Source organism: Bacillus yunxiaonensis (assembly GCF_037104695.1).
In the GTDB taxonomy this organism is placed as follows: Bacteria; Bacillota; Bacilli; order Bacillales; family Bacillaceae_G; genus Bacillus_A; species Bacillus_A yunxiaonensis.
Genome location: NZ_JBAWSV010000001.1, coordinates 648,930 through 671,085, shown reverse-complemented (window position 1 = coordinate 671,085; position 22,156 = coordinate 648,930). Strand labels below are relative to the sequence as shown.

20 protein-coding genes are annotated in these 22,156 nt (G+C 36.3%); 14 read left to right on the top strand and 6 right to left on the bottom strand.

All coding sequences use genetic code 11. The annotated features are described in order from the left end of the window. The first annotated feature begins 44 nt into the window (after positions 1-44). Complete coding sequence (locus WAX78_RS03330) at positions 45-539, top strand: GNAT family N-acetyltransferase (protein WP_336480862.1); 495 nt, start codon at positions 45-47, stop codon at positions 537-539. 156 nt (positions 540-695) lie between these two features. After that, positions 696-1,025, top strand: a complete 330-nt coding sequence (locus tag WAX78_RS03325) for a cytochrome P450 (RefSeq protein ID WP_336480861.1) — start codon at positions 696-698, stop codon at positions 1,023-1,025. A gap of 323 nt (positions 1,026-1,348) precedes the next feature. Here WAX78_RS03325 and mle read toward each other — a convergent pair whose 3' ends face one another. Further along, complete coding sequence (mle, locus tag WAX78_RS03320; protein WP_336480860.1) at positions 1,349-2,191, bottom strand: alpha/beta fold macrolide esterase; 843 nt, start codon at positions 2,189-2,191, stop codon at positions 1,349-1,351. A 499-nt stretch (positions 2,192-2,690) separates the two neighbouring features. Between mle and WAX78_RS03315 the strand changes: the two genes are divergently transcribed. The 5 genes from WAX78_RS03315 (at position 2,691) to iscB (ending at position 7,253) form a co-directional block, all read left to right on the top strand. Continuing rightward, positions 2,691-2,981 (top strand): DUF3892 domain-containing protein, encoded by a 291-nt coding sequence (locus tag WAX78_RS03315; protein WP_413789165.1) that lies wholly within the window; start codon positions 2,691-2,693, stop codon positions 2,979-2,981. A gap of 702 nt (positions 2,982-3,683) precedes the next feature. After that, entirely contained in the window at positions 3,684-4,538 is an 855-nt protein-coding gene (locus tag WAX78_RS03310; protein ID WP_336480859.1) for an ABC transporter ATP-binding protein, read from the top strand. Further along, positions 4,531-5,187, top strand: a complete 657-nt coding sequence (locus WAX78_RS03305; RefSeq protein ID WP_336480858.1) for an ABC-2 transporter permease — start codon at positions 4,531-4,533, stop codon at positions 5,185-5,187. The genes WAX78_RS03310 and WAX78_RS03305 overlap by 8 nt, the downstream gene beginning before the upstream one ends. Further along, positions 5,184-5,555 carry a GntR family transcriptional regulator gene (locus WAX78_RS03300; protein WP_336480857.1) on the top strand — a complete coding sequence of 124 codons (372 nt, stop codon included), beginning with the start codon at positions 5,184-5,186 and terminating at the stop codon, positions 5,553-5,555. The genes WAX78_RS03305 and WAX78_RS03300 overlap by 4 nt, the downstream gene beginning before the upstream one ends. A gap of 450 nt (positions 5,556-6,005) precedes the next feature. Next, positions 6,006-7,253 (top strand): RNA-guided endonuclease IscB, encoded by a 1,248-nt coding sequence (gene iscB / locus WAX78_RS03295; protein WP_336480856.1) that lies wholly within the window; start codon positions 6,006-6,008, stop codon positions 7,251-7,253. A 330-nt stretch (positions 7,254-7,583) separates the two neighbouring features. Here the strand turns inward: iscB and WAX78_RS03290 are convergent, their stop codons facing one another. Further along, positions 7,584-9,002, bottom strand: coding sequence for a PQQ-dependent sugar dehydrogenase (locus WAX78_RS03290; protein ID WP_336480855.1), 1,419 nt, complete (start codon positions 9,000-9,002; stop codon positions 7,584-7,586). A gap of 796 nt (positions 9,003-9,798) precedes the next feature. Here WAX78_RS03290 and ppsA point away from each other — a divergent pair. From ppsA to WAX78_RS03275, 3 genes are all read left to right on the top strand, one after another. Then, complete coding sequence (gene ppsA / locus WAX78_RS03285) at positions 9,799-12,399, top strand: phosphoenolpyruvate synthase (protein WP_336480854.1); 2,601 nt, start codon at positions 9,799-9,801, stop codon at positions 12,397-12,399. A 409-nt stretch (positions 12,400-12,808) separates the two neighbouring features. Next, on the top strand, positions 12,809-13,378 hold the full coding sequence (locus WAX78_RS03280) for a DJ-1/PfpI family protein (RefSeq protein WP_336480853.1): 570 nt from the start codon (positions 12,809-12,811) through the stop codon (positions 13,376-13,378). A gap of 81 nt (positions 13,379-13,459) precedes the next feature. Continuing rightward, positions 13,460-13,657 carry a DUF4083 family protein gene (locus WAX78_RS03275; RefSeq protein ID WP_336480851.1) on the top strand — a complete coding sequence of 66 codons (198 nt, stop codon included), beginning with the start codon at positions 13,460-13,462 and terminating at the stop codon, positions 13,655-13,657. Between the two features lie 122 nt (positions 13,658-13,779). Here the strand turns inward: WAX78_RS03275 and lsrF are convergent, their stop codons facing one another. The 4 genes from lsrF to WAX78_RS03255 are packed head-to-tail and all read right to left on the bottom strand — an operon-like array spanning position 13,780 to position 17,452. Next, complete coding sequence (gene lsrF, locus WAX78_RS03270) at positions 13,780-14,562, bottom strand: 3-hydroxy-5-phosphonooxypentane-2,4-dione thiolase (RefSeq protein ID WP_253629719.1); 783 nt, start codon at positions 14,560-14,562, stop codon at positions 13,780-13,782. 13 nt (positions 14,563-14,575) lie between these two features. Continuing rightward, complete coding sequence (locus WAX78_RS03265) at positions 14,576-14,932, bottom strand: cupin domain-containing protein (RefSeq protein ID WP_336480850.1); 357 nt, start codon at positions 14,930-14,932, stop codon at positions 14,576-14,578. Between the two features lie 25 nt (positions 14,933-14,957). After that, a complete protein-coding gene (gene lsrK / locus WAX78_RS03260; protein ID WP_336480849.1) occupies positions 14,958-16,520 on the bottom strand; it encodes an autoinducer-2 kinase in 1,563 nt (520 codons plus the stop codon). After that, positions 16,520-17,452: a sugar-binding transcriptional regulator gene (locus WAX78_RS03255; RefSeq protein ID WP_336480848.1), complete on the bottom strand. Its 933-nt coding sequence runs from the start codon at positions 17,450-17,452 to the stop codon at positions 16,520-16,522. Before WAX78_RS03255 ends, lsrK begins: the two co-directional genes overlap by 1 nt. 199 nt (positions 17,453-17,651) lie before the next feature. Between WAX78_RS03255 and WAX78_RS03250 the strand changes: the two genes are divergently transcribed. Genes WAX78_RS03250 through lsrB form a run of 4 tightly spaced genes read left to right on the top strand, consistent with a single transcriptional unit; the run spans position 17,652 to position 22,142 of the window. Continuing rightward, positions 17,652-19,145, top strand: coding sequence for a sugar ABC transporter ATP-binding protein (locus WAX78_RS03250; RefSeq protein WP_336480847.1), 1,494 nt, complete (start codon positions 17,652-17,654; stop codon positions 19,143-19,145). Beyond that, on the top strand, positions 19,142-20,110 hold the full coding sequence (locus WAX78_RS03245; protein WP_413789153.1) for an ABC transporter permease subunit: 969 nt from the start codon (positions 19,142-19,144) through the stop codon (positions 20,108-20,110). The genes WAX78_RS03250 and WAX78_RS03245 overlap by 4 nt, the downstream gene beginning before the upstream one ends. After that, the gene (locus WAX78_RS03240) at positions 20,107-21,102 is read left to right on the top strand and encodes an ABC transporter permease (RefSeq protein WP_413789152.1); all 996 of its coding nucleotides are present in this window, start codon (positions 20,107-20,109) and stop codon (positions 21,100-21,102) included. Before WAX78_RS03245 ends, WAX78_RS03240 begins: the two co-directional genes overlap by 4 nt. Next, positions 21,099-22,142, top strand: a complete 1,044-nt coding sequence (gene lsrB / locus WAX78_RS03235) for an autoinducer 2 ABC transporter substrate-binding protein LsrB (protein ID WP_336480846.1) — start codon at positions 21,099-21,101, stop codon at positions 22,140-22,142. The genes WAX78_RS03240 and lsrB overlap by 4 nt, the downstream gene beginning before the upstream one ends. The last annotated feature ends 14 nt before the right edge of the window (positions 22,143-22,156 follow it).

The window sequence follows — 22,156 nt, the reverse complement described above, 5'->3', positions numbered from 1 at the left end:
CGAACTTTATTTTAAATCTACAACTATATTGGACGGTGTTATATATGAACGATAACCTTACCTTGAAAGAATATTCTTCTGATTATCAATCTCAAATTTTAGATTTAATTCTCTCCATCCAACAAGATGAATATAATATCCCTATTTCAAAAGAGGACCAACCTGATTTAGTTAGTATAGAAAGTGTTTACCAATCCGGAAGCGGTAACTTTTGGATCGCACTTTATCAAGGAAAAGTTGTAGGTACTATCGCTCTTTTAGATATTGGCAATCATAAAGTGGCATTAAGAAAAATGTTTGTAAAAAAGGACTTTAGAGGAAAGACATTTCAAACGGCGAGTCTTTTATTACATAATGCAATTGCATGGGCAAAAACAAAAGAAGTGAAAGAAATATATTTAGGAACGACATTGCAATTTGTAGCAGCACATAGGTTTTATGAAAAACACGGTTTCGAAAATATAGAACTTAACAAGTTACCTACCAATTTCCCTATCATGCAAGTGGACAAAAAATTTTATAAATACATTGTTTCCTAACTCAAAGACAATATAGAGTATTTCTTTGTTCAATAATCGGGCCAGATTGTGGAATAGCGCAGTTGATGGGTTATACTAAAAATCGGAAATAGATTGTGAAGAATTATACTTAAACTAACAAGACAGAATAGTTTAATTCAAGCAACTAGCTGAGTCGTGAAACAAGATACCGAGATCAGTGGACATATTTTGCGTAGAGGGGAGGAAGTGATTGTTTGGTTCGGATCAGCGAATCGCGATGAACAAGTGTTTACTAACCCAGATAAATTCGACATTCATCGAAAACCTACTACTAACCTTGCATTTGGAACTGGTATTCACTTTTGTCTTGGAGCATCTCTTGCTAAGCTAGAAGCTAAAATTGCGTTTGAAGTCTTATTAGATCGCTTTAAATATTTCAAGTTGTTACCAAATGAATTAAAACCAATTGTTAGTGAATTTGTATATGGTGTGAAATCACTGCCGATTGAAATGTTAAGAAAATAAAAATCAGCCGATTTCTCACATTAGGAAATCGGCTGATTTTTTATTAAAACGTACAACTTCTTTAATATGCTAACTGTCGCTTTTAAAAAAAGTCACGGTGTTTATAAAAAAGACGCGATGTTTTACCCCTTTGGATCTGCTTATCTAAAGGGGTGTTTTTATAGTGAAGTTACTCCACTAAAGGGCCATTATATTGAATAAGAGATTACATAAAACCTGACTTTTTTATGTAGCTAACAAGATTCTGAATAAGCCAAAAATGTTGATTCATCTACAATGTATAATACTGTATAAACGATAAAATATGAATGAACACTAATTTTTTATCGCGAACTAAGATTTACAACTGAGTCTATAATTTGGTCCCAGTCTTCGCTATGAATCTCATGGCCTGATCCATCAAGAGTCACTAATTCAGCATGAGGAATAGCTTTCGCAAGAGCAAGGCCATGCTCGTATGGGAGAGCTGGATCTTCTGTGCCATGAATAATGAGGACAGGTAGGCTAATCTCACCCATTCTATCGTAATACTCGTCTCCGCCTTGCAGCATGGCATGATTGAATCTGCTCGGCAGCTGTTTAGCGCGGGTAGCTTCTCTTTCCGCCAGTTTATATATTCTTACCTCCTCGTAAGGTTTGGAACCACATAAAGTTTTCCATCCACCCGCCAGATAGGAAATGACAGCCTCCCGATTTGACCAATCTATGGAAGTACTCTTCGCATGGTAATCCAGTATGCTTTGGTCCATTGGAGGCAGTTTTTCCATCTCAGTTCCGAACATACTTGATGCAATTAGGGTAAGCGTAAATATGCGTTCTGGATATCTCAGGGCAAGAATCTGACCGATCAAACCGCCCAGGGACATTCCAACGATATGGGCCCGCTCTATGGAATAAGCATTCAGGACTCCAACCGCATCGTCAGCCATGTCCGTTATTGTATAGTTAGAAGTACCAGGTTCATAAGTGACGGATCGCCCCAAATCACGATGATCGTACCGAATGACAAATCTCCCCTGATCAGCAAGGCGGAGGCAGAAGTCCTCATCCCACCAGTCTAATGAAGACATCGCTCCCATGATTAAAAGCACAGCAGGATCCTTAGGATTTCCAAAACTTTCTGTACATATATCTACTTTATTTACTTTCAGTATCTGTTCACTCATGTTTTTACCTCCTTTTAAATGATAAATAATTGGAAATCATATCCATACCTATTTCTGTTAATATGGGGATATTCCCTCCGTACTAAAGTTTGCTTTCCCTTTTTTATTTCTTATGCTGCTATGCATACTATTCCTTTTGATTTTGGATATTTGAAAATTAATGTTTAATGGTTAGTACTTATAAAACTATTACATCGTGGAAACAATCTTCATCTACTAATGTGATTGATAAAACAATCTCTAAAAACGCAAGTTATGTTATGACATTAAAGGGTGCAATTCTGTAGCAAGAATTGTGCTCGATCTTTATGTATTGGGCCACTATGTTGAATAAGAGCTGAAAAGCTGGATTAGGTTTGCATTTATGGAATGGAAGTATGAGAAACTGTAAAAACAATACATTTTGTTAAGGATCATAGTACATAAAACTAATAGCTTCCGAACATACTAATAAAATGTTTTGGAGGTGGGTTTTATAGATAAAAAAGACTTTCAAAAAATTTATAGTGAATACTTACAACAAGGGGAAGAGCAAGCTCAATTGGAAGTAGTTGAGGAAGTCGATTCAGGAGTAGAACAAATTGTTGCAGTCCGTAAAAATGATGAGGATGATATTATTGCTTTTAAAACAAGTAGTGGAAGAGAATTAGATTATATTACTGCTCTTGATGAAGCAAAATCAGGGAAGTTAGCTCATGTGGACGTATTTCATAAGTATGGCAGGGATATTATACGTAGTGAACCTGATGGTATGAAAGAAAATAACTTAGATAATTTACCTTCTTTTTAAACGGGTAAACCTCAAGAAGAGAATGTGAATTTGGATATTCTCTTCTTTACTTTACTAATTTACTGTGATCTTCGTGAACTTGCTGTAAGAAAATCATCAGTTATTCAATTATAGGGCGCGATTGTGGAGTAACACAGGCAGAAAATAATCAAGCTTTTTTATAAAACCGAAACATAAACTGCTGGATAAGAAACCATTTTGATTTACTATGTACTATTAAAGACAAGTGATAGTACATAGTAAATCAAAATGGTTTCTTTTTGATTCTCACTAAATAAGGGTTTGCAAAACATTTTTGAACAACCATTATTCCAAAGCAACACTCTACACATATTACTCGTTATAGTCGTAATTAGGGTTAACTTCAATTTTACCCTTGTACTTAATGACTTCAAATATATCTCCCATTTCTGCTTTCTTAAATGTTTTATCACCTACATATATTTCTTCTAGTTTTCCGTCTACCATGACCCTAAGAGTGTTTTTTTCTAAAGATTATATACTCTTTATATATGTTTTTGTTTATCATAACCGCTTGCTTATGTTCACCATTCTTTAGTAAGTCTCTACCTATTAATCCTTGACCTACTATTGTGAGGCATGAAAAATGGGTGCATATTGGAAAAATTGATAGTTAACTTTATAAGTACTCTGGCATATATTGTGCATATACGGTATACACAATAAAAAAGGAGGTTCTGTATGCTGGCATTAGACATTAGAAATTTAAATAAGAAATATCAAAATTTCGAGTTAAAGGATGTATCGTTTCAACTGGAAAAGGGTTATATTATGGGCTTTATCGGTGCCAATGGCGCAGGAAAAACAACCACCATTAAATCAATCTTGAACATGATTCAGCTTGATAGCGGCGAGGTATGTATTTTAGGCAAGAACATCGCCGAACACGAGATTGAATTGAAACAGGAAATCGGATACGCATTTAGCGGCATTGACTTTTATACTCGAAGCAAAATGAAGACGTTGACCAATGTGATTAAGAAGTTCTACACGAATTGGGATGATGAAACCTATTACAACTATTTACGAAGATTTAAATTGGATGAAAACAAAAAAATCGTTGAATTGTCGACGGGGATGAAGGTAAAGTACAGTTTGGCCCTTGCCTTATCCCATGGGGCGAAGCTTCTCATCCTAGACGAACCGACAAGCGGACTCGATCCAGCCGCAAGAGATGATCTGTTGGATATTTTTCAAGAGCTCGTGATAGATGGCGAGATCAGCATTATTTTCTCTACTCATATTACATCCGACTTGGAGAAATGCGCGGATTTTATTACCTTTATCGAAAACGGTCAAATTATCAACAGTTCTGAGAAAGATGAATTTATTGCCTCATATCACCTACTAAATGGTAACGAAAGTCAACTAAATCAGGTGAAAGAAAAGTTGATTTCCTATAAAATAAATTCATTTGGCTTTACGGGATTGATTCACTCCAAAGACTTCGATCCCTCCTCCGATATTAAAGCAACCACGCCGAGTCTCGAAGAAATCATGATTTACTTCTCAAGAAAGGAGGATATGTATGTATAACTTAGTGATGAAGGAGTTAAAATTAGGCCTAAATCCCATGTTTTTTGTATTACCTGTTTTGACAGGTGCATTAATGCTTGTTCCCGGTTGGTTATATTTTATTGTCATTCTGTATTTTTGCTGGATAACGATACCGATTATGTTTGCGGGATATAGAACTCAGAACGATTTGATATTTACCACTATGATGCCTGTAACCAGAAAAGACATGGTGAAGGCAAGGGTGTTCGTTATTGTCATTCTGGAATTATTGCATATTGTTAGTGCAATTATCTTTGGAATGTTTAATATTCGCTTATATCCGAATCAAACCTACTATTTCTTCGCACCGCACATGGGTTTCTGGGGACTATGTTTTGTCATGCTCGCGATCTTCAACATCATCTTTATTTCTATGTTTTACAAGACAGCGTATAAATATGGTGAAGCAACCTTCGCATCCGTTACAGCCGCCATGGTTTTTGCTGGAGTTGCACAATGGCTCGGAATCCAGAATTCTTTTATGTCTGACATTTTCAATGGTAGCGGTACTGACAATATGGCGCTTCAAATATCCATCTTGATCGCAGGAATCGTGATATTTATTTCATTCACCATGGTTGCTTATCGAATTGCGTATAAGCGATTCCTACAAGTGGAGATACAATGAACATAGCAATTTCGAACACATCTGAAAAGCCAATTTATCAGCAGCTTTTCGAACAAATCAGCGCCCAAATTTTGAAAGGCGAATTAGAAAGCGGCTATTGTTTAACACCAATTCGACAAGCAGCCAAGGAACTTCGTGTTAGTATCATCACCGTAAAGAAAGCTTGGGAAGAACTCGAACGATGCGGTTTGATAAATACAATAACAGGTAAAGGGTGCTTTGTAGCCGAATTCTCACCCGATGAGATACTGCGAATACGCAACGAAATGGTCATAAAGCAAATGGTTAGCGACATTTCATACTACAAATCCTTTGGTCTTACAATAGAAGAAGTTATTGAACTTTTGAAGAAGGCTTATACAGTTTAAATAAGGCGTTGTGATACGAAATGTGTTCTTTTTGCGCAGGAATCCCAAAGAAGCCCATCATTTTACGGGTGTGCTTTTTGTTTTTGAGTTAGATTAGTCAGGCAACTTTGCTTTGTCTATGGACCATTCAATTTTTTAAAATCTTTTCAACAGTCGGGCACGATTGTTGAACAATACAGGTAGAAAATGAGTTAACTACCCACCACTTAAACGCTAACACATTTTGAAGTGGGGGCTTGAAAAAAAGCCCTGATTGTCTAGCCTTGGTCTTTCGTGGACTCCGTTCGTAGGTTGCATACCCAAGAATGATTCCCTAGTTCTTGGCTCTATGGTGGCTCTGTAACAGTTCTGATTGGGAAGGAACGGTCAACCACAAGCCTTCTTGCACGAGAAGTTGCTAACACTTACAAACATTGGCGAAGGGAAACAAACTCTTAGGAGGGACAAAACATGCGTGTATTTGTCAAGAATTTACGAGGGGAACCACTTATGCCTTGCAGTCACCGCAAGGCACGGCTTCTTCTCAAACAAGGAAAAGCAATGATTGTGGGATACACTCCGTTTACAATTCAATTACAATATGCCACAGGTGAAGCGGTGCAACCTGTCACAATTGGTGTTGACAGCGGAGCAAAGCAAATAGGCATTGCAATTACAATAGAAGAAAAAGTGCTAGTAAAAGGAACCGTTGAGTTACGTCAAGACATCAAAGAAAATCTTACACTGAGAGCTACATTACGAAGAAGTAGAAGACAACGTAAAACAAGATATCGAAAAGCGCGTTTTCTTAATCGGAAAAAGAAAGAAGGATGGTTACCACCATCGATTCAAAGCAGAGTGGATAACCAAATTCATTGGATTGAAACATTCCGCTCGTTATTACCTTCACCAAAAGTAATTGTCGAAGTAGGAAAATTTGATGCACAAAAACTAAAAAATCCTGACATACAAGGAATAGAATATCAACAGGGGGATGCCTTTGGTTTTTGGAATATAAGGTATTACGTGTTTGTGCGAGATCAATATACCTGTCAAATTTGTAAGAAAAAAGGTGGGATCTTGCATACGCATCATATCATCGAAAGATGTAATAGCGGTTCGGATATGGCGGATAATCTTGTAACCGTACATGAAGAGTGTCATCAAAAATTTCATCAAGGAATAATCAAACATGTTTTCAAAAAACCAAAGCAGTATAAAGAAACTGCTTTTATGAATATATTGCGTTTGCAAATGATGAAACGTTTAGATTGTGAGATTACGTATGGCAGTTGCACAACACCGAAACGAAAAGAGTTACGTTTATCCAAAACACATGTACATGACGCCATTGCGATTACTAATCCAAAACGGTTACAAGAATATGACCAAAGTGGTGAATTTCGCATTAAGCAATTTAGAAAGAAAAAACGTTCTCTTCATGAGGCAACCGCAAGAAAGGGAAGGAAAACAAAGAATACAAGTGCAAAACGGAACAAGAAAAATACACCACATATAGATGAAATCTATTTAGGTGATAAAGTAAAGGTATTTGGACAAGTAGGATTTGTGACAGGATTTACAGGAAAAATGGTATACGTACAAGATATACATGGACAATATATACAAAATCCTTCTAAATCCTATAAGCAAGTGAAGATGTCAGATATGGAACGTATACACCATACGAACAATTGGCAGTTCTTACAAATCAGTTAGGCTATGCCTAACCGAAATTTATCCCCACCCCACCGCTGGGCTCTTGCCCGTCACGCGCTTGAAGATGGGGACTTCTTTCGGAAATACGTTAAATTTTTTATACAAACCAAACTGAAGTCTGCTAAAGAAGAAAACATTTTGATCAATCTTTTTTCAAAATGTTTTCTTTTTATTTATCATAAACGTGGGTTTGCGAGGTACTTTTGAACAAACTTTATTTCAAAACTACAATTCGCTCTATTTTGAAATTTTCTCCTTTTTTATCTTTATCGTCATAAATGTAGTAAATGTATGACAAATACTCCAACCGTCGAATTTTATGACTATAAATCACGGAACAATTTCAAAAACAGTACCTTGGTTAAAATCAGTCACTTTCATAGAACCATAAACGCCTAAATATAGTCTGGTTTGATCCAGATTCGTTCCCAAACTAACATAATAAGCTGATTGAGACCCAAAATTATAATCGGTATCAATAACACTAAAATCATTTAGTTCACACTCTGTACCTATCCTGGTATAAGCTAAAACTCCTCTAACGGGAGGTCGAGATTTTTCTTTTCGGGCAAAATCGGTAAACACAACGCTTCCCTTTAAATTTGGAATTCCATTCCCCATATATGACTGCACTGCTGTAAGTGCAGTTCCTCCAAACTTATCGGGTCTGGGATCTGTATGAAAATAACTAGTTAAAGGCTGTAGACGCCCTACTAAAGTTTTTACTGTTTCATCGTAATAAGCAATTGTTTTCTCATTCAAAGGCGGATTCTCAGAACAGCTCCTTATAAACGAAGTAGGAAAAGCACCTTCCCACCCTCGCCAACCAAAGTTAATAAGTCCTTCTTGGTCAGTTAAAGAAGCTTGGATAAGCTGAGTAACCGGTATTGGTTTATAATGAACGAATGAAAAAATCGACTCTACCAAATCCTGTCCGACAATCCCTACATATTTGATATACTGATTATAAAACCTTTGAAATGAAATGCCTGTTATATTACGAACCCCTTTGGCAATTACCGTAAGCGTTTCCTGAATAGGTGCGGGAAGTTCATTAAAACGCGTGACTACGGGTGGATTATTGATAAATGTATTCTTAACTACATCAATTTCAATTATTTTACCGGATATTTCCATATGATCCTGACTTAAATTAAATGGATCATAGCCTGCTCCACCATCACCAGTTGTTAAAACAAGTTTTCCGGTTTCAGGTGAAAAGTTTAAGCTATTGACACCATTATGATTAAAAAATGGTCTTCTTATGTTAAGTAATGTCCGTCGTTTTTGAGGTTGACCATTCGATTGTAAAATCCATTCTTCAACTGTATCAATATGATCATATTGAGTTTCTCTATTTGTCCACCTTAGGTTTAAAGTTCTGGGATCACACGGGTTAGGCTTGAAATGTTCAGAAAGAGCACCTGGACCTTGTGTTCCAGCTACTGAATAATGAAGATAAAACAGACCGTTATAATAAAATTCTGGATGAAATGCTAGTCCTAGCAATCCCCGTTCATCATATCCACTACCAGAAACACCTTCTTCAGAAGTACCTAATTTTATGACTCGCGGGCGAATATCTAAAAAAGTCTTTATAACTCCGTCTCCTATGTAAAAGATCTCTCCTACCTGGGTTGCAATAAATAATCTTTCAATTGAGTCACCCGGAAGTATAGTTGTTTTCAAAACAGTGGGTAAATTTATCTTACTTACAATGGGTCGTAAACGAACCTTAACTTTTATCAACTAATTTTACACTCCTTCTTATAGTTTTCTTTTATAAGAATATGATTAGAATTGTGCTATTAGTATCAAATTAGGGACGGGGAATTAGGGGAATTTCCTTTTAATATTGGTCCGTTTTTGGTAGGTTCTATGTGGATATTAAGATGGACAAATGGAAATTTCAAACTGTTTATATTACTCAACACAATTGTAGATGGTGTTTTTACTGTATGGATTTCAGTACATTACTGAAAGTAAAAGGGAATTTACTTAATAATATTGTGAATTAATCACTTAAAGTAACGGGTGCTTATCTTCAATAAGATCTTCCACAACCGGGCGCTTTAATAGGGTAACGAAAAAAGCCCAATTTCTTAATATTAATACTAAGAAGTTGGGCTTTTAATATTGGAATTTCTTAACGTTGTAAATCCGTATTTTCCTGACGCTACACTAAATGATTGGATATTTGGATATCATTTCTTGTGAGTCATTTATCTTGTAAAATGGGGATTTTCTTCCTTTGAATTTGCGACAATTATGGTCGTGTAAATACATTGATAAAAATGAGAAACTGTGTTAAATTTATACAGATGCACCAATAATGGATTTTTGTATAAATTATCCCTATTTTAATTATACATCATAAAATCCTTTTTAGTCAACTCCTATTTTTATTTTTTTAAAGGAGTGTTTGATATGAATATGGAACTTCGCCAGGAGCAAGAACGAGTGGACAGCGTAATTGGTTGATTAGATGAACAATTTTTGTCATATGATTCGTCTTGGTATTGAGCGATAAATGGGAGGGAAAGAAATGAAACCATATGTACTAGAGTTTCGGGAAATCGATAAAACGAGACAAATGTTGGTCGGTGGCAAAGGCATGAATTTGGGGAAACTATCGAAGATTCATGGAATACAAGTGCCAGAAGGATTTTGTGTTACCACTGAGGTATATAAAAGAGTCATTGGGAAAAATGTGGAGCTTCATCAATTACTGGATCAACTAACACTGTTAAAAGTAGGGGATCGAGATCAAATTGGTGAAATCAGCAGGAAGATTCGGAAAATCATTATGGAAGCAGAGATTCCTTCCGATGTTGTGAAAGCTGTTGCTTACTCTCTCTCTCAGCTTGGGGATGAACATGCTTATGCAGTGCGTTCCAGTGCAACTGCTGAAGATTTACCACATGCCTCTTTTGCCGGGCAGCAAGACACCTATTTAAATATCATCGGAAAAGAAGCCATTTTGCGGCACATCAGCAAATGTTGGGCTTCCCTATTTACGGATCGTGCCGTGATTTACCGTATGCAAAACGGATTTGACCATAGCCAAGTGTATTTATCCGTTATCATTCAACGGATGGTGTTCCCACAGGCTTCAGGAATTTTATTTACTGCTGATCCGATTACTTCCAATCGAAAGGTGCTATCCATCGATGCTAGCTTTGGACTAGGAGAAGCACTTGTCTCCGGCTTAGTATCTGCCGATTGCTATAAGGTGCAAGAAGAAAAGATCATCGATAAAATGATTGCAACCAAAAAACTAGCAATCTATGCCTTAAAAGAAGGAGGCACAGAGACCCAGCAGATCGATCCCGATCAGCAAAAGACTCAAACACTTACTGAACAACAAATTTTACAACTAGCACGCACAGGAAGACAGATCGAAGCTTATTTTGGTTGCCCACAAGATATCGAATGGTGTTTGGCTGATGGTACATTTTACATTGTCCAGAGTCGTCCAATCACGACTCTTTTCCCCATCCCTGAAGCGAATGATCAAGAAAATCACGTTTATGTATCTGTCGGTCACCAACAAATGATGACCGATCCCATAAAACCACTAGGATTGTCATTTTTCCTGTTAACGACTCCTGCTCCTATGCGTAAAGCTGGTGGGAGGTTGTTTGTTGATGTCACACATCAACTGGCTTCATCTATCAATAGAAACATTTTATTAAATGCCATGGGACAACACGATCCGCTCATGAAAGACGCACTTATGAACATCATTAATCGAGGAGATTTTATAAAATCGTTACCAAATGATAATAAAGCACCAAATCCCAGAAGAGGCAATACAGATATGCTGGCACAAATCGAAAACAATCCATCAATCGTTTCTGTTTTGATTAAGCGTAGTCAAACATCCATAGAAGAGTTAAAACAAAACATCCAAATGAAATCAGGATCAGATTTATTTGATTTTATTCTAGAAGATATTCAGGAATTAAAGAAGATTTTATTTGACCCACAAAGCTCAGCTGTATTTATGGCAGCTATGGATGCTTCAACATGGGTCAATGAAAAAATGAACGAGTGGCTAGGTGAAAAAAACGCAGCAGACATGCTTTCTCAATCTGTACCAAACAATATTACTTCGGAAATGGGTCTGGCGCTATTGGATGTCGCAGATGTGATTCGCCCTTATCCAGAAGTAATTGATTATTTACAACATGTAAAAGATGATAACTTTTTGGATGAACTGATTAAGTTTGTTGGTGGACGGGAAGCCCAAGACGCTATCTATGCTTATCTCAACAAATACGGAATGAGATGTGCCGGAGAAATCGATATTACTAGAAGTCGTTGGAGCGAACAACCAACTACACTTGTCCCCATGATTCTTAGTAATATCAAAAACTTTGAGCCGAATGCTAGCAATCGGAAATTTGAGCAAGGGCGACAGGAAGCTTTGAAAAAAGAACAAGAGTTATTAGATCGATTGCAGCAATTACCGGATGGTGAACAAAAAGCCAAAGAAACAAAACGAATGATCGACCTAATCCGAAATTTCATCGGTTATCGGGAATATCCAAAATACGGCATGGTTAATCGCTATTTCGTTTATAAGCAGGCTTTGATGAAAGAAGCCGAACAGCTTGTACAAGCCAAAGTTATTCGTAAAAAAGAAGACATATACTATCTTACTTTTGAGGAACTTCGCGAAGTCGTAGGTACAAACAAACTGAATTACCAGATCATCAGCAAACGAAAAGAAGAGTACAAACTATATGAAAAACTAACACCCCCACGTGTTATCACGTCTGATGGTGAAATCATTGCAGGTGAGTACAAACGAGAAAATCTCCCAGGTGAAGCTATTGTAGGTCTACCTGTTTCTTCCGGTGTTATCGAAGGAAGAGCACGTGTCATCTTAAATATGGAAAATGCGAATTTAGAAGAGGGAGATATATTGATTACCGCCTTTACCGACCCTAGCTGGACACCGCTGTTTGTATCTATCAAAGGCTTGGTTACGGAAGTAGGTGGTTTGATGACCCATGGTGCTGTCATTGCCCGAGAATACGGTCTTCCAGCAGTTGTAGGTGTGGAAAATGCTACGAAGCTGATCAAGGATGGACAAAGGATCAGGGTGAATGGAGTAGAAGGGTATATAGAGATACTATAATTCGTTACATTTAAATCATAAAAGAAGAGCATTCGAATTAGGAGAATCATTGACAACATGGTGCTTTGCGGTCCATAGTAAGAACCCCGCCACTAGGACATATAAGGGGGCAGTAACTGAAGATCGATATTAATGTCTGTTAAGATTATCTTGAAATCGAGTCTTCTGTTAAAGGGCGCTTTAATAGAGAAAGAATCACAAAAATTATCAAACTTTTTTATAAAAGGATGATTCAATTGAATATAAAAAAAGCGTGTTTTAATCAATTTTTTTCAAAACACGCTTTTTCTATTTTTTACACTTACACCACATATGGTAGTCTGGAAATAACAATATTATCCAATAAGGGGGGCTGAATTAAAGTTCTATAAGTAATAAAATAACACATATAAGGGAGAAGGGGTATCGCATGAAAAAAGTATTGTTTCTTGTCTATCCGCAATATGCTGATTTTGAAATAGCTCACGCATTATTTTTGCTTAGAAAAGTGGGGAAAGCAAAAATTACTACTGTTTCCGTAGATGGTAAACCAGTAGAGAGTATTGGTGGATTATGGACTCAAACTGAAGCGTCTTTACCTGAAATTAGAGTAGATGAGTTTGATTTAATTCTTATTTCTGGAGGAGACGGAGTTCGTGAAATACTAGATGAAGGTATTGTTAGTAATATGTTAATGAGTGCTTTTAATTCAAATATTCCTATTGCCTCTATATGTGCTTCTGCAATCTTGTTAGCGAAAGCAGGTATACTTAACGGTAGAAAATTTACGTGCCTTCAAAATACATATGAGAATCATAAATCACTTTTTGAAAGATCAATATATACAGGAACAGATATTGAAGTTGAAAACACGGTAATAACCGCAAAAGGTACTGCGTTCGCAGAGTTTGCAGTAGCTGTTTGTCAACTAATGGGTTTGTTGAACGAGAAAGAAAAATTAGATTCAACATTAAAGTTTTGTAAGGGAATAACCTCTTAATTTAACAATCTCTTAAGTAGAATATTAACAATAAAAATTAACAAATTCTAAAAATAAAGAAGAAACAGGGGGATAGATAGGATGGTAGATCATTTTTCAATTATAAATATCATTTTTAGTATTCTCTTTTTCGGTTTAATCATATTATTTTTTGTTTCACTTGGAGCGTTTATACGATCTCGACTCGTCAATCAATCTGGTCAAAGAGCTTCTTTAGTTGAAATTGAAAAGAAATTGGATAAAATTATTGGGATGTTAGAGGAGAAAGAAAAAAATTAATATTTTCAATTATACAAGCGAAAGAATATCTTAAAATTAGAAAAGAACAAGAAATGTGGATGAACCATGTTTCTTGTTCTTAATAATAACAAATATATCGAACATAAATACTATCTGAGTATTTAATTTATAATAGTATTATATAGTTCTAGAGCTTCTTTTACATTCAATCCATTTTTTACGATGCCATGAATAGATTGAATCATAGCAACTGGATGATCGGATTGCCAAATATTCCGTCCCATATCTACACCGATTGCGCCTTCTTGCAGTGCGTTGTATGTAATTGTTAGCACTGCTTCGATTGTATCTAATTTTGGTCCCCCAGCAATAACGACTGGGGCAGGACATGTACTTGTGATTTTCTCAAAGCCTTCACAGTAATACGTTTTAATAATATCAGCGCCCATTTCAACACATACACGTGAAGCTAGTGCTAAAAAGCGTGCTTCTCGTTTTTGAAGTTCTTTTGCTACTGCAGTAATTCCTAATACGGGCAAACCGTAATCATGTGCTTCAGATACAACATTGGCAAGGTTTGTTACAGTTTGTGTTTCATAATCAGATCCAACAAAGACGGATACGCCAACTCCAGCCACGTTATGACGCAGTGCCTCTTTTATTGGAGTAACAATTGTTTCATTAGCAAGATCCTTTCCAACTACAGTGGCACCACCTGACACACGAAGGACCATTGGAGTTTTACAATCTTCCGGTATACAAGAATTAAGAATACCGCGAGTTAAAAATAGGGAATCTGTATATGGGAGTAAGCTTTTTACTGTTTCATGAGGCTGTTCTAAACCGTGAATTGGTCCTAAAAAGTATCCGTGATCAACTGCCAACATAACTGCTTTTCCGTCAGGTAAAATAGTATTTAAGCGATTTTGAAATCCCCAAGTCATAGGATATCACTCCTTAATTACATTTTGGATTTTCTGTTTGCACAGTATCTTTTTCTTGCAGATGAGGCGATTTAATAAAGAGCGCTTTAAAATTTTGAGAAGAACGATTGATGAGATAGTGAGATTCATGAGGACGAACTTGTAAGACATCGCCTTGTTTAATAGGAACTTTTACATGATTAATATAGAAATCTATTTCACCTTCTAATGCATAAAAAATTTCTTCACAAGTTGTATGATAATGGTTTTGAAAATCTTGCCCTGGTTTAATGACGACAACACCTACATCAATATTAGGTCCTTTCACTAAATATTTTGGTCCATTATCACCGAAGCGATAAGAAAAATCTTCTTCATTTACTTTTAGCATGTTTTTCACTCCTTTATGTAACAATTTACAGAGCGCCAGGTGCAATCCACATATGAGAAGTAAACCCTTGATCAGCTAATTGTAGTTGCTGCTGGTATACAATTTTCCAGTTTTGATATAATTCTTGATACTGTTGATGGTTTTCGATATTTGGTATATACGTTGTCTCCCATTTTACAAATTGTTCAGAAACGGCTTCCATTGAATGATAAATACCAGCACCAACTCCTGCAACTATTGCTGTTCCTAAAGCGGCGGCTTCTTTCACTATTGGTACTTTTACAGGAACGCCTAATACATCAGCTACAATTTGACACCATAGCTTTCCTTTTGAAGCCCCCCCAGCAAAAACTACTTCTCTTGGGAACTGTCCTGTTAATTCTTCAATTAATTTTAAATTTCCATATGTTACAAAAGCAGCATTTTCTTCAATTGCTCGAAACATTTCCTTCTTCCCACATTGTTCAGAATCTAAGCTTAAATTTATAAAAGAGGGAGATGCATGGCGCCAAGAAATATAGTTCATGACATTAGAAAAAATTGGAATGATACCGTGTGATCCAACTGGCACATGCTTTGCTTGTTCCTCTAATAATTCGTAAGCATCGATACCTAGTTCTTTTGCTCGTTGTTTTTCTTCTTGACAGAAAGCGTCCCGAAACCAGCGCATAACAAGGCCTGGAAAAAAGGCAATTGTTTCGTATTGCCAAAGTGTAGGAAGAACGTGACAATTTACACGAATGCGAGCGTTTGGATCAGGTACAGGATTGTTTACATTTACTTCTTGTTGCCAAAAACTTCCTCCGCAAATGAATGTTTGCCCGCTTTTGACAACTCCAGAACCGAGAGAAGCCATTTGTGCATCTCCACCTCCAGTAACAACAGGCGTTCCCTCGAATAATCCAGTTTCTGCTGCACCTTGTTTTGTTACGTTTCCAATAAGAGTTCCGGCTTCATTTATTTGTGGTGAGAGAACAGAGGAGAGTCTGCATTGGACCACTAATTCTGGAGCCCAATTTCTATTTTGTAAATTGAAAATTCCAGTTGTACATCCATTGGAAGGGTCAACTTGTAATACGCCGCACAGTTTATATAAAATCCAGTCATTTAACATGGTAATAGAATGTACTTTCTTATAAATCTCTGGTTGGTGTTTCGCAATCCATCGTAACCTTGGTAATGCACCTAGAGCGAACGTTTGCCCTGATATTGTATATACATCACGTTCAATGTGAGGGTGTATTTGTTTAAGTTGTGTAACTTCAGCAGCAGCACGGTTATCAACATTTGCGCACGCCCAAATTTCAGTACCATCTTTGTCATATAAAACAAGCCCTTCGCGCATGCTTGTTGCACTAATTCCTTGAATAGAAGAAGGAGGAATACCACTTGTTTGTAGCACATCTTTTGTACAGTCTTGAATAAGCTTCCAGTTTTCCTTTACGTCAAAATCCATTGAACCTGGGTATCGTGGGTTTTCTATGTGAACCCATTCTCGTTGACTAACAGCAAGTTGATTACCTTGTAAATCAAATAAAACAGCTCGGATACTACCAGTTCCGGCATCATAAGCTAATAGAGCAGCCATTATACTCCACTCTCCTTTTCCAATAAAGAAAGGGCTGTTTCCTCATCGATAATCAATGTATGAATGTACCTGCCTTTCAATGCTCCGTAAATTGCATCAACTTTTTGTCTACCACCAGCTACTCCAACAACATGCTTCATATTTCGAAGTATAGAAAGAGGCGTACCGATGAGTCGTTTATGATGAGATAAATTTAGAATATCTCCATGAATGTTGTAGAATTGCCCAAGGATATCGCCAACACCATTTTGATTCCGAATGCATGTCATTTCACGAAGAGTCATTTTTTCTTCTTTCAAAATAGTTGCATCAGGAGATAGTCCACCGATTCCAACAACAGCAGTATTTGCAAATGATGCAACATGTAATATGTCTTTCACAGATGGTTCTGAAAGTATACTGTTCGCCATTTCGTTCGTAGAAGCTAAAAATGGCGAAGGGATAATATGGAGCTGTCCATGTACTTGATTGAGATAATTTTGTTTTTTAGGGAGGTAATAATTTACTCCTCCAGTTAGTGTAACAATAGAAAGATTCATAGATGAATCGAAATTGATATTTTCTAATGTTTTTGAGATTGTTTCTCCCCAGCCAATACCAAGTAGGTCGCCGTTTTGCAAATGCGTTTCTAAATATTGTGCTGCTGCTTTTCCGAGTGAATCAGAAAGATTTTCTTTTGGCGTTGGAATAATGAAAGCATCTATTAGTTGAAATGCTTTTACAAGTTCTCTTTCTATACTTAAACAGTATAAACCAGTACCTTTAATATGAAATGTAACGATTCCCTCAGTTCGTGCCTTCTCTAATAAACGGACAACTTTGTTCCGAGATATATGTAGTAATGAGGCGATTTCTTGTTGGGTAAGATGATCTTTGTAATAGTACCAAGCAGCTTTTGTTAACAAATTTTCTTCAAAGTTCAACTGTGTCATGCTTTTCATCCTTTCAACAAATGACCGATGTTTAAACATATGTAAGTATATTTTTATTTATACCGTCTGTAATGGGAGATTTACTTGAGAAAAAATAAGTTCTAGATATGAGGAAAAGGATATACAATGCTACAAAACAAGTAGAGCAAAAAATTAACGCCTGAAAAATTGTTTCCTATTAAAGGTAGGTGAAAGAAGCTTGGAACAAGTTCCTTTATTGGAAGTTAAAAATGTAAAAAAAGCATTCTTACAGCAACCTGTGCTAAAAGGAATCGATTTAACAGTAAAGAAAGGGGATATTTTTGCATTAGTTGGTGGTAACGGGGCTGGGAAGTCAACGTTAATGAAGATATTGACAGGATTGTACACTTATGATGAAGGAGAAATTAAAATAAAAGGGAGATCTGTTACCTTTTCCAGTCCATCTGAAGCTCATCGAAACGGTATTTATTTAGTTCCACAAGAACCGCTTATTTTTCCTAATATGACTATTGAAGAAAATATTCTATTAGGTATGAGGCGAAGCAAAAGAGAGCTTCGGGCGAAATTAGATGTACTCATGAGACAACTTAGATGGAATCTAAAGCTTGGTGAACGTGCTTCGTTGTTGTCTATTGCACAGCAGCAATTAGTAGAAATAGTTAGAGGATTAATAAGAGAGGCAGAGATTCTTATTTTAGATGAACCTACATCGACGTTAACAGCCAATGAAATTAAGAGTCTATTTGTTGTGATGAAAAACTTGAAAGAACAAGGAATTGGCATGATTTATATTACGCATAGGTTTCCAGAGATTTTTGCAATTGCAGATCAAGTAGCTATTTTACGAGACGGTGTAATTTCTAACCAAGGTAATGTAAATGAATTTACTTACGATATCCTATTACAGGGACTTCTACCAGAAGGTTATCAGCAAATTCAAAAGCGAGAGAGTTCATTTAACGAGACAGCGTCGTTAAAGCAAGTGTTACAAGTAAATCATTTATCTAGTCATAGATTTCGAGATATTTCATTAGAAGTAAAAGCAGGAGAGATTGTTGGAATTGCTGGTGTTGTGGGAGCTGGAAGAACGGAATTAGCTGAAGTATTATATGGTATTACATCTGCAACAGAAGGGAACGTTCTATTAGACGGGAATGAAATTACAACGTGGTCAACAAAAAAGAGAATTGATGCAGGAATTATATATGTACCTGAAGACCGAGCGGGGCATGGGATTTTTCCAATTGCTTCTGTACAACAAAACATGACCTCTGTTCTCTTATATCGTTTGAGTACATTTTTTTTAAATCAAGAAAAAGAAAGCGCTTTAACGCATGGGTATATTAAAAATTTTCGAATTATGGTTCACGATATACATCAAAGCATAGAGTCTTTATCGGGAGGAAATCAACAAAAAGTAGTGCTAGGGAAATATCTTGCTTGTCAGCCTAAGCTCATTATTTTAGATGAACCAACGCGTGGCATCGATGCAAAAGCAAGGTTAGAAATATATGACACGATTAAAGAACTAAGAGAAAATGGTTTAGCGGTATTGTTGATCTCCTCAGATTTAGAAGAAATCATGAATTTGGCAAATCGTGTGTATGTAATGCGAAATGGTAATATCGTTTCACATTTAGAACAGGAAGACATTTCATTGGATCGCATTACACGTTCTGCTTATGGGGGAGAGGGGGTTTCAAATGGATGAAATATATTACATATATATTGAAAATGCGTGAAACCTCTATTATAGGGCTGTTATTTTTTTATATTATCTTTGTTAGTGTAATAAACAAAGATTTTCTACAATTTGATTCTTTTTCGATTATTTTAAAATCAAGTCTCATTTTAATCATTCTCGCAATTGGTCAATCATTTGTACTATTCACAAAAAATATTGATGTCTCGGTAGGATCAATAATGGGTTTATGTGCTGCTTTATGTGGAATGTTTTTGACGAGTGGAAATAATGCTTTTAGTGCAATTATAATTACACTTTTGCTCGGTGCGTTTATCGGAATTGTAAATGGCGTAGGTGTAACAAAGTTTCATGTTCCAGCAATTATTATGACGCTAGGGATGCTTGGTATTATTCGAGGTTTGATGATTATATATACAGAAGGAAAATGGATCGAAGATATTCCAAATGACTATAAAAAATTATCATCCGTAACATGGTTAGGGATTCCGATAACAGTTTGGTTCATCGGACTATTATTAATAGCTGCTTATCTATTCCTAACAAAGATGTCGTTCGGAAGATATTTTTATGCAGTAGGAGATAACAAAGAAGGTGCAAGACTAATTGGGATTCCGGTATCGTTTGTGCAAATTTTAGCCTTTATGATTTCGGGCATTACTGCTGCAATTGCTGGATGTCTATTTGTTATGAATATTGGGTTTGTACCGAATCAAACAGGAACAGGAATTGAACTGCAAGTAATCGCGGCTGCGGTGCTTGGTGGTATTAGTTTAAAAGGTGGTACGGGATCAGTTTTTGGTGCAGCTTTAGGAGCATTGTTTTTAGAGGTGATTAGTAGTTCATTAGTATACTTAAAAATCCCAGCCTTTTGGAACAACGCAATTTCAGGATTTTTATTATTACTTATTATTATTCTGGATAGCGTAATACAGAAATGGAGGAAACAGAGGCAGAGGGAGGTGGAAGTATGAAGTCTATTCAATGGCTCTTTCGCTGGGAGGGAGCACTCCTTCTTTTGTTATGTATGGAGTTTACCGCTTTTAGCTTATTAAATGCAGATTTTTTTAATATAGGGAATTTATTGTTTAGTATTAATGATTTTATTTTTATTACAATAGCCGCGATACCGATGACATTTGTCATTATTACGGGAGGAATCGATGTTTCAGTTGGGGCAGTTATGGGGCTTACATCTATTCTTATCGGTGTATTGTGGATAAATGGGGTATCTATTGTCATTGCTGTAATAATTGCTCTTATCATAAGCGTATTAGCTGGTTTTTTGAACGGTGTTATTATTCAAATGACATCTGTTGAACCGCTAGTTGTAACTTTAGGAACAATGTTTTTATATTCGGGTATCGCTCTTGTAATTTCGGGTGGTTCTAAAGCAACTGGATATGAAGGAATTAGCGGATTGCCAGATTCATATGTTCAGTTTGCTAATGGGATATTTTTAGGGATTCCTAATTTATTTTGGTTACTCCTTATTATGACTGTTTTATTCTCTATTCTGTTGCGCTATACAAAATATGGTCGATATGTAATTTTAATAGGCATGAATGAAAAAGCAGCTAAATATTCTGGAATTCAAACGAAGCGAATTGTTATTTTAGCATATATGCTTTCTGGTTTAGGTGGTGGATTAGGTGGAATATTTCTAACGGCTTACTTTGGTTCAGCTCGAGCGGATTTAGGAAATGAAGCAATTTTACCAGTCATTACAGCAGTTGTATTAGGCGGTGCTCTTATTACTGGTGGAAAAGGAAGTATAGTAGGAACTGTTCTTGCCAGTATTGTTATTGGAATTATGCAATATGGGCTGCAGATGACAGGATTAACAAATGAGCAATCTAATGTTGTAATCGGTGTTATTTTAATTCTTTCTGTTATGGTACGCCATTCCAAGATAAGATATTTCTTTATCAAAAAAATTGTTTCACATAGGGAGGAAACAACATGAAAAAGAAGCTAAGTGTATTCATCGTTTTATTGGTGTTTGTTGTTTCTATGATGGCATGTACAAACACAAAATCAGATGAAAAAAAATCAAAAGATGTGAAATTCGCCTTTATTCCTAAATTAACTGGAGTCGGTTTCTTTACATCGGGTGGAGAAGGCGCAAAAGAAATGGCGGATAAGCTCGGTGTAAATTTAAAATACGATGGACCTTCTGAGGCAAGTGTATCAGGGCAGGTAAAATATATTAATAACTTTATTAATCAAAACTATGATGCGATTATGGTTTCATCTACTTCTGTCGACGGTTTATCACAAGCTTTGCAACGTGCAAAGAAAAAGGGGATTACAGTATTAACATGGGATTCTGACGTTAATCCGAAAGATCGCTCTTTCTATATTAGTCAAGGAACACCAGAACAATTGGCCAATTTGCTTATTCAAATGACTGCTTCGCAAATTGGTGATAAAGGAAAAGTAGCATTCTTCTATTCTAGTCCAACAGTAACAGATCAGAATCAATGGGTTACAAAAGCGAAAGCAATTATAAAAGAAAAATATCCGAATTGGGAAATTGTGACCACCCAGTATGGTGAAAATAATGCTCAAAAATCACTAGCAGTAGGTGAAAGTATTTTGAAAACATATCCAGATATTAATGCAGTCATTTGCCCTGATGCAACTGCATTACCAGCAATGGCACAAGCTGCAGAAAATTTGAAAGTGGATAAGAAAGTTGTTATTACTGGTTTTTCAACACCTAATGTTATGCGTGATTATGTGAAGCGTGGTACAGTTCAACAGTTTGGCTTGTGGGATGTAAAACAACAAGGTGCACTTGCAACCTATGTTGCAAATGAAATGGTTGTAAAGGGTAAAAAGTTAAAAGTTGGTGATAGCTTTGAAGTTCCTGGTATTGGAAAAGTTAAAGTGGAACCAAATTCAATTCAAGGATACGATTATGAAGCAGAAGGAAATGGAATTATTGTATTGCCAGAACGGGTTGTGTTTACAAAGGATAACATTGAAAAATATAATTTTTAATAGAGTGTTTATAA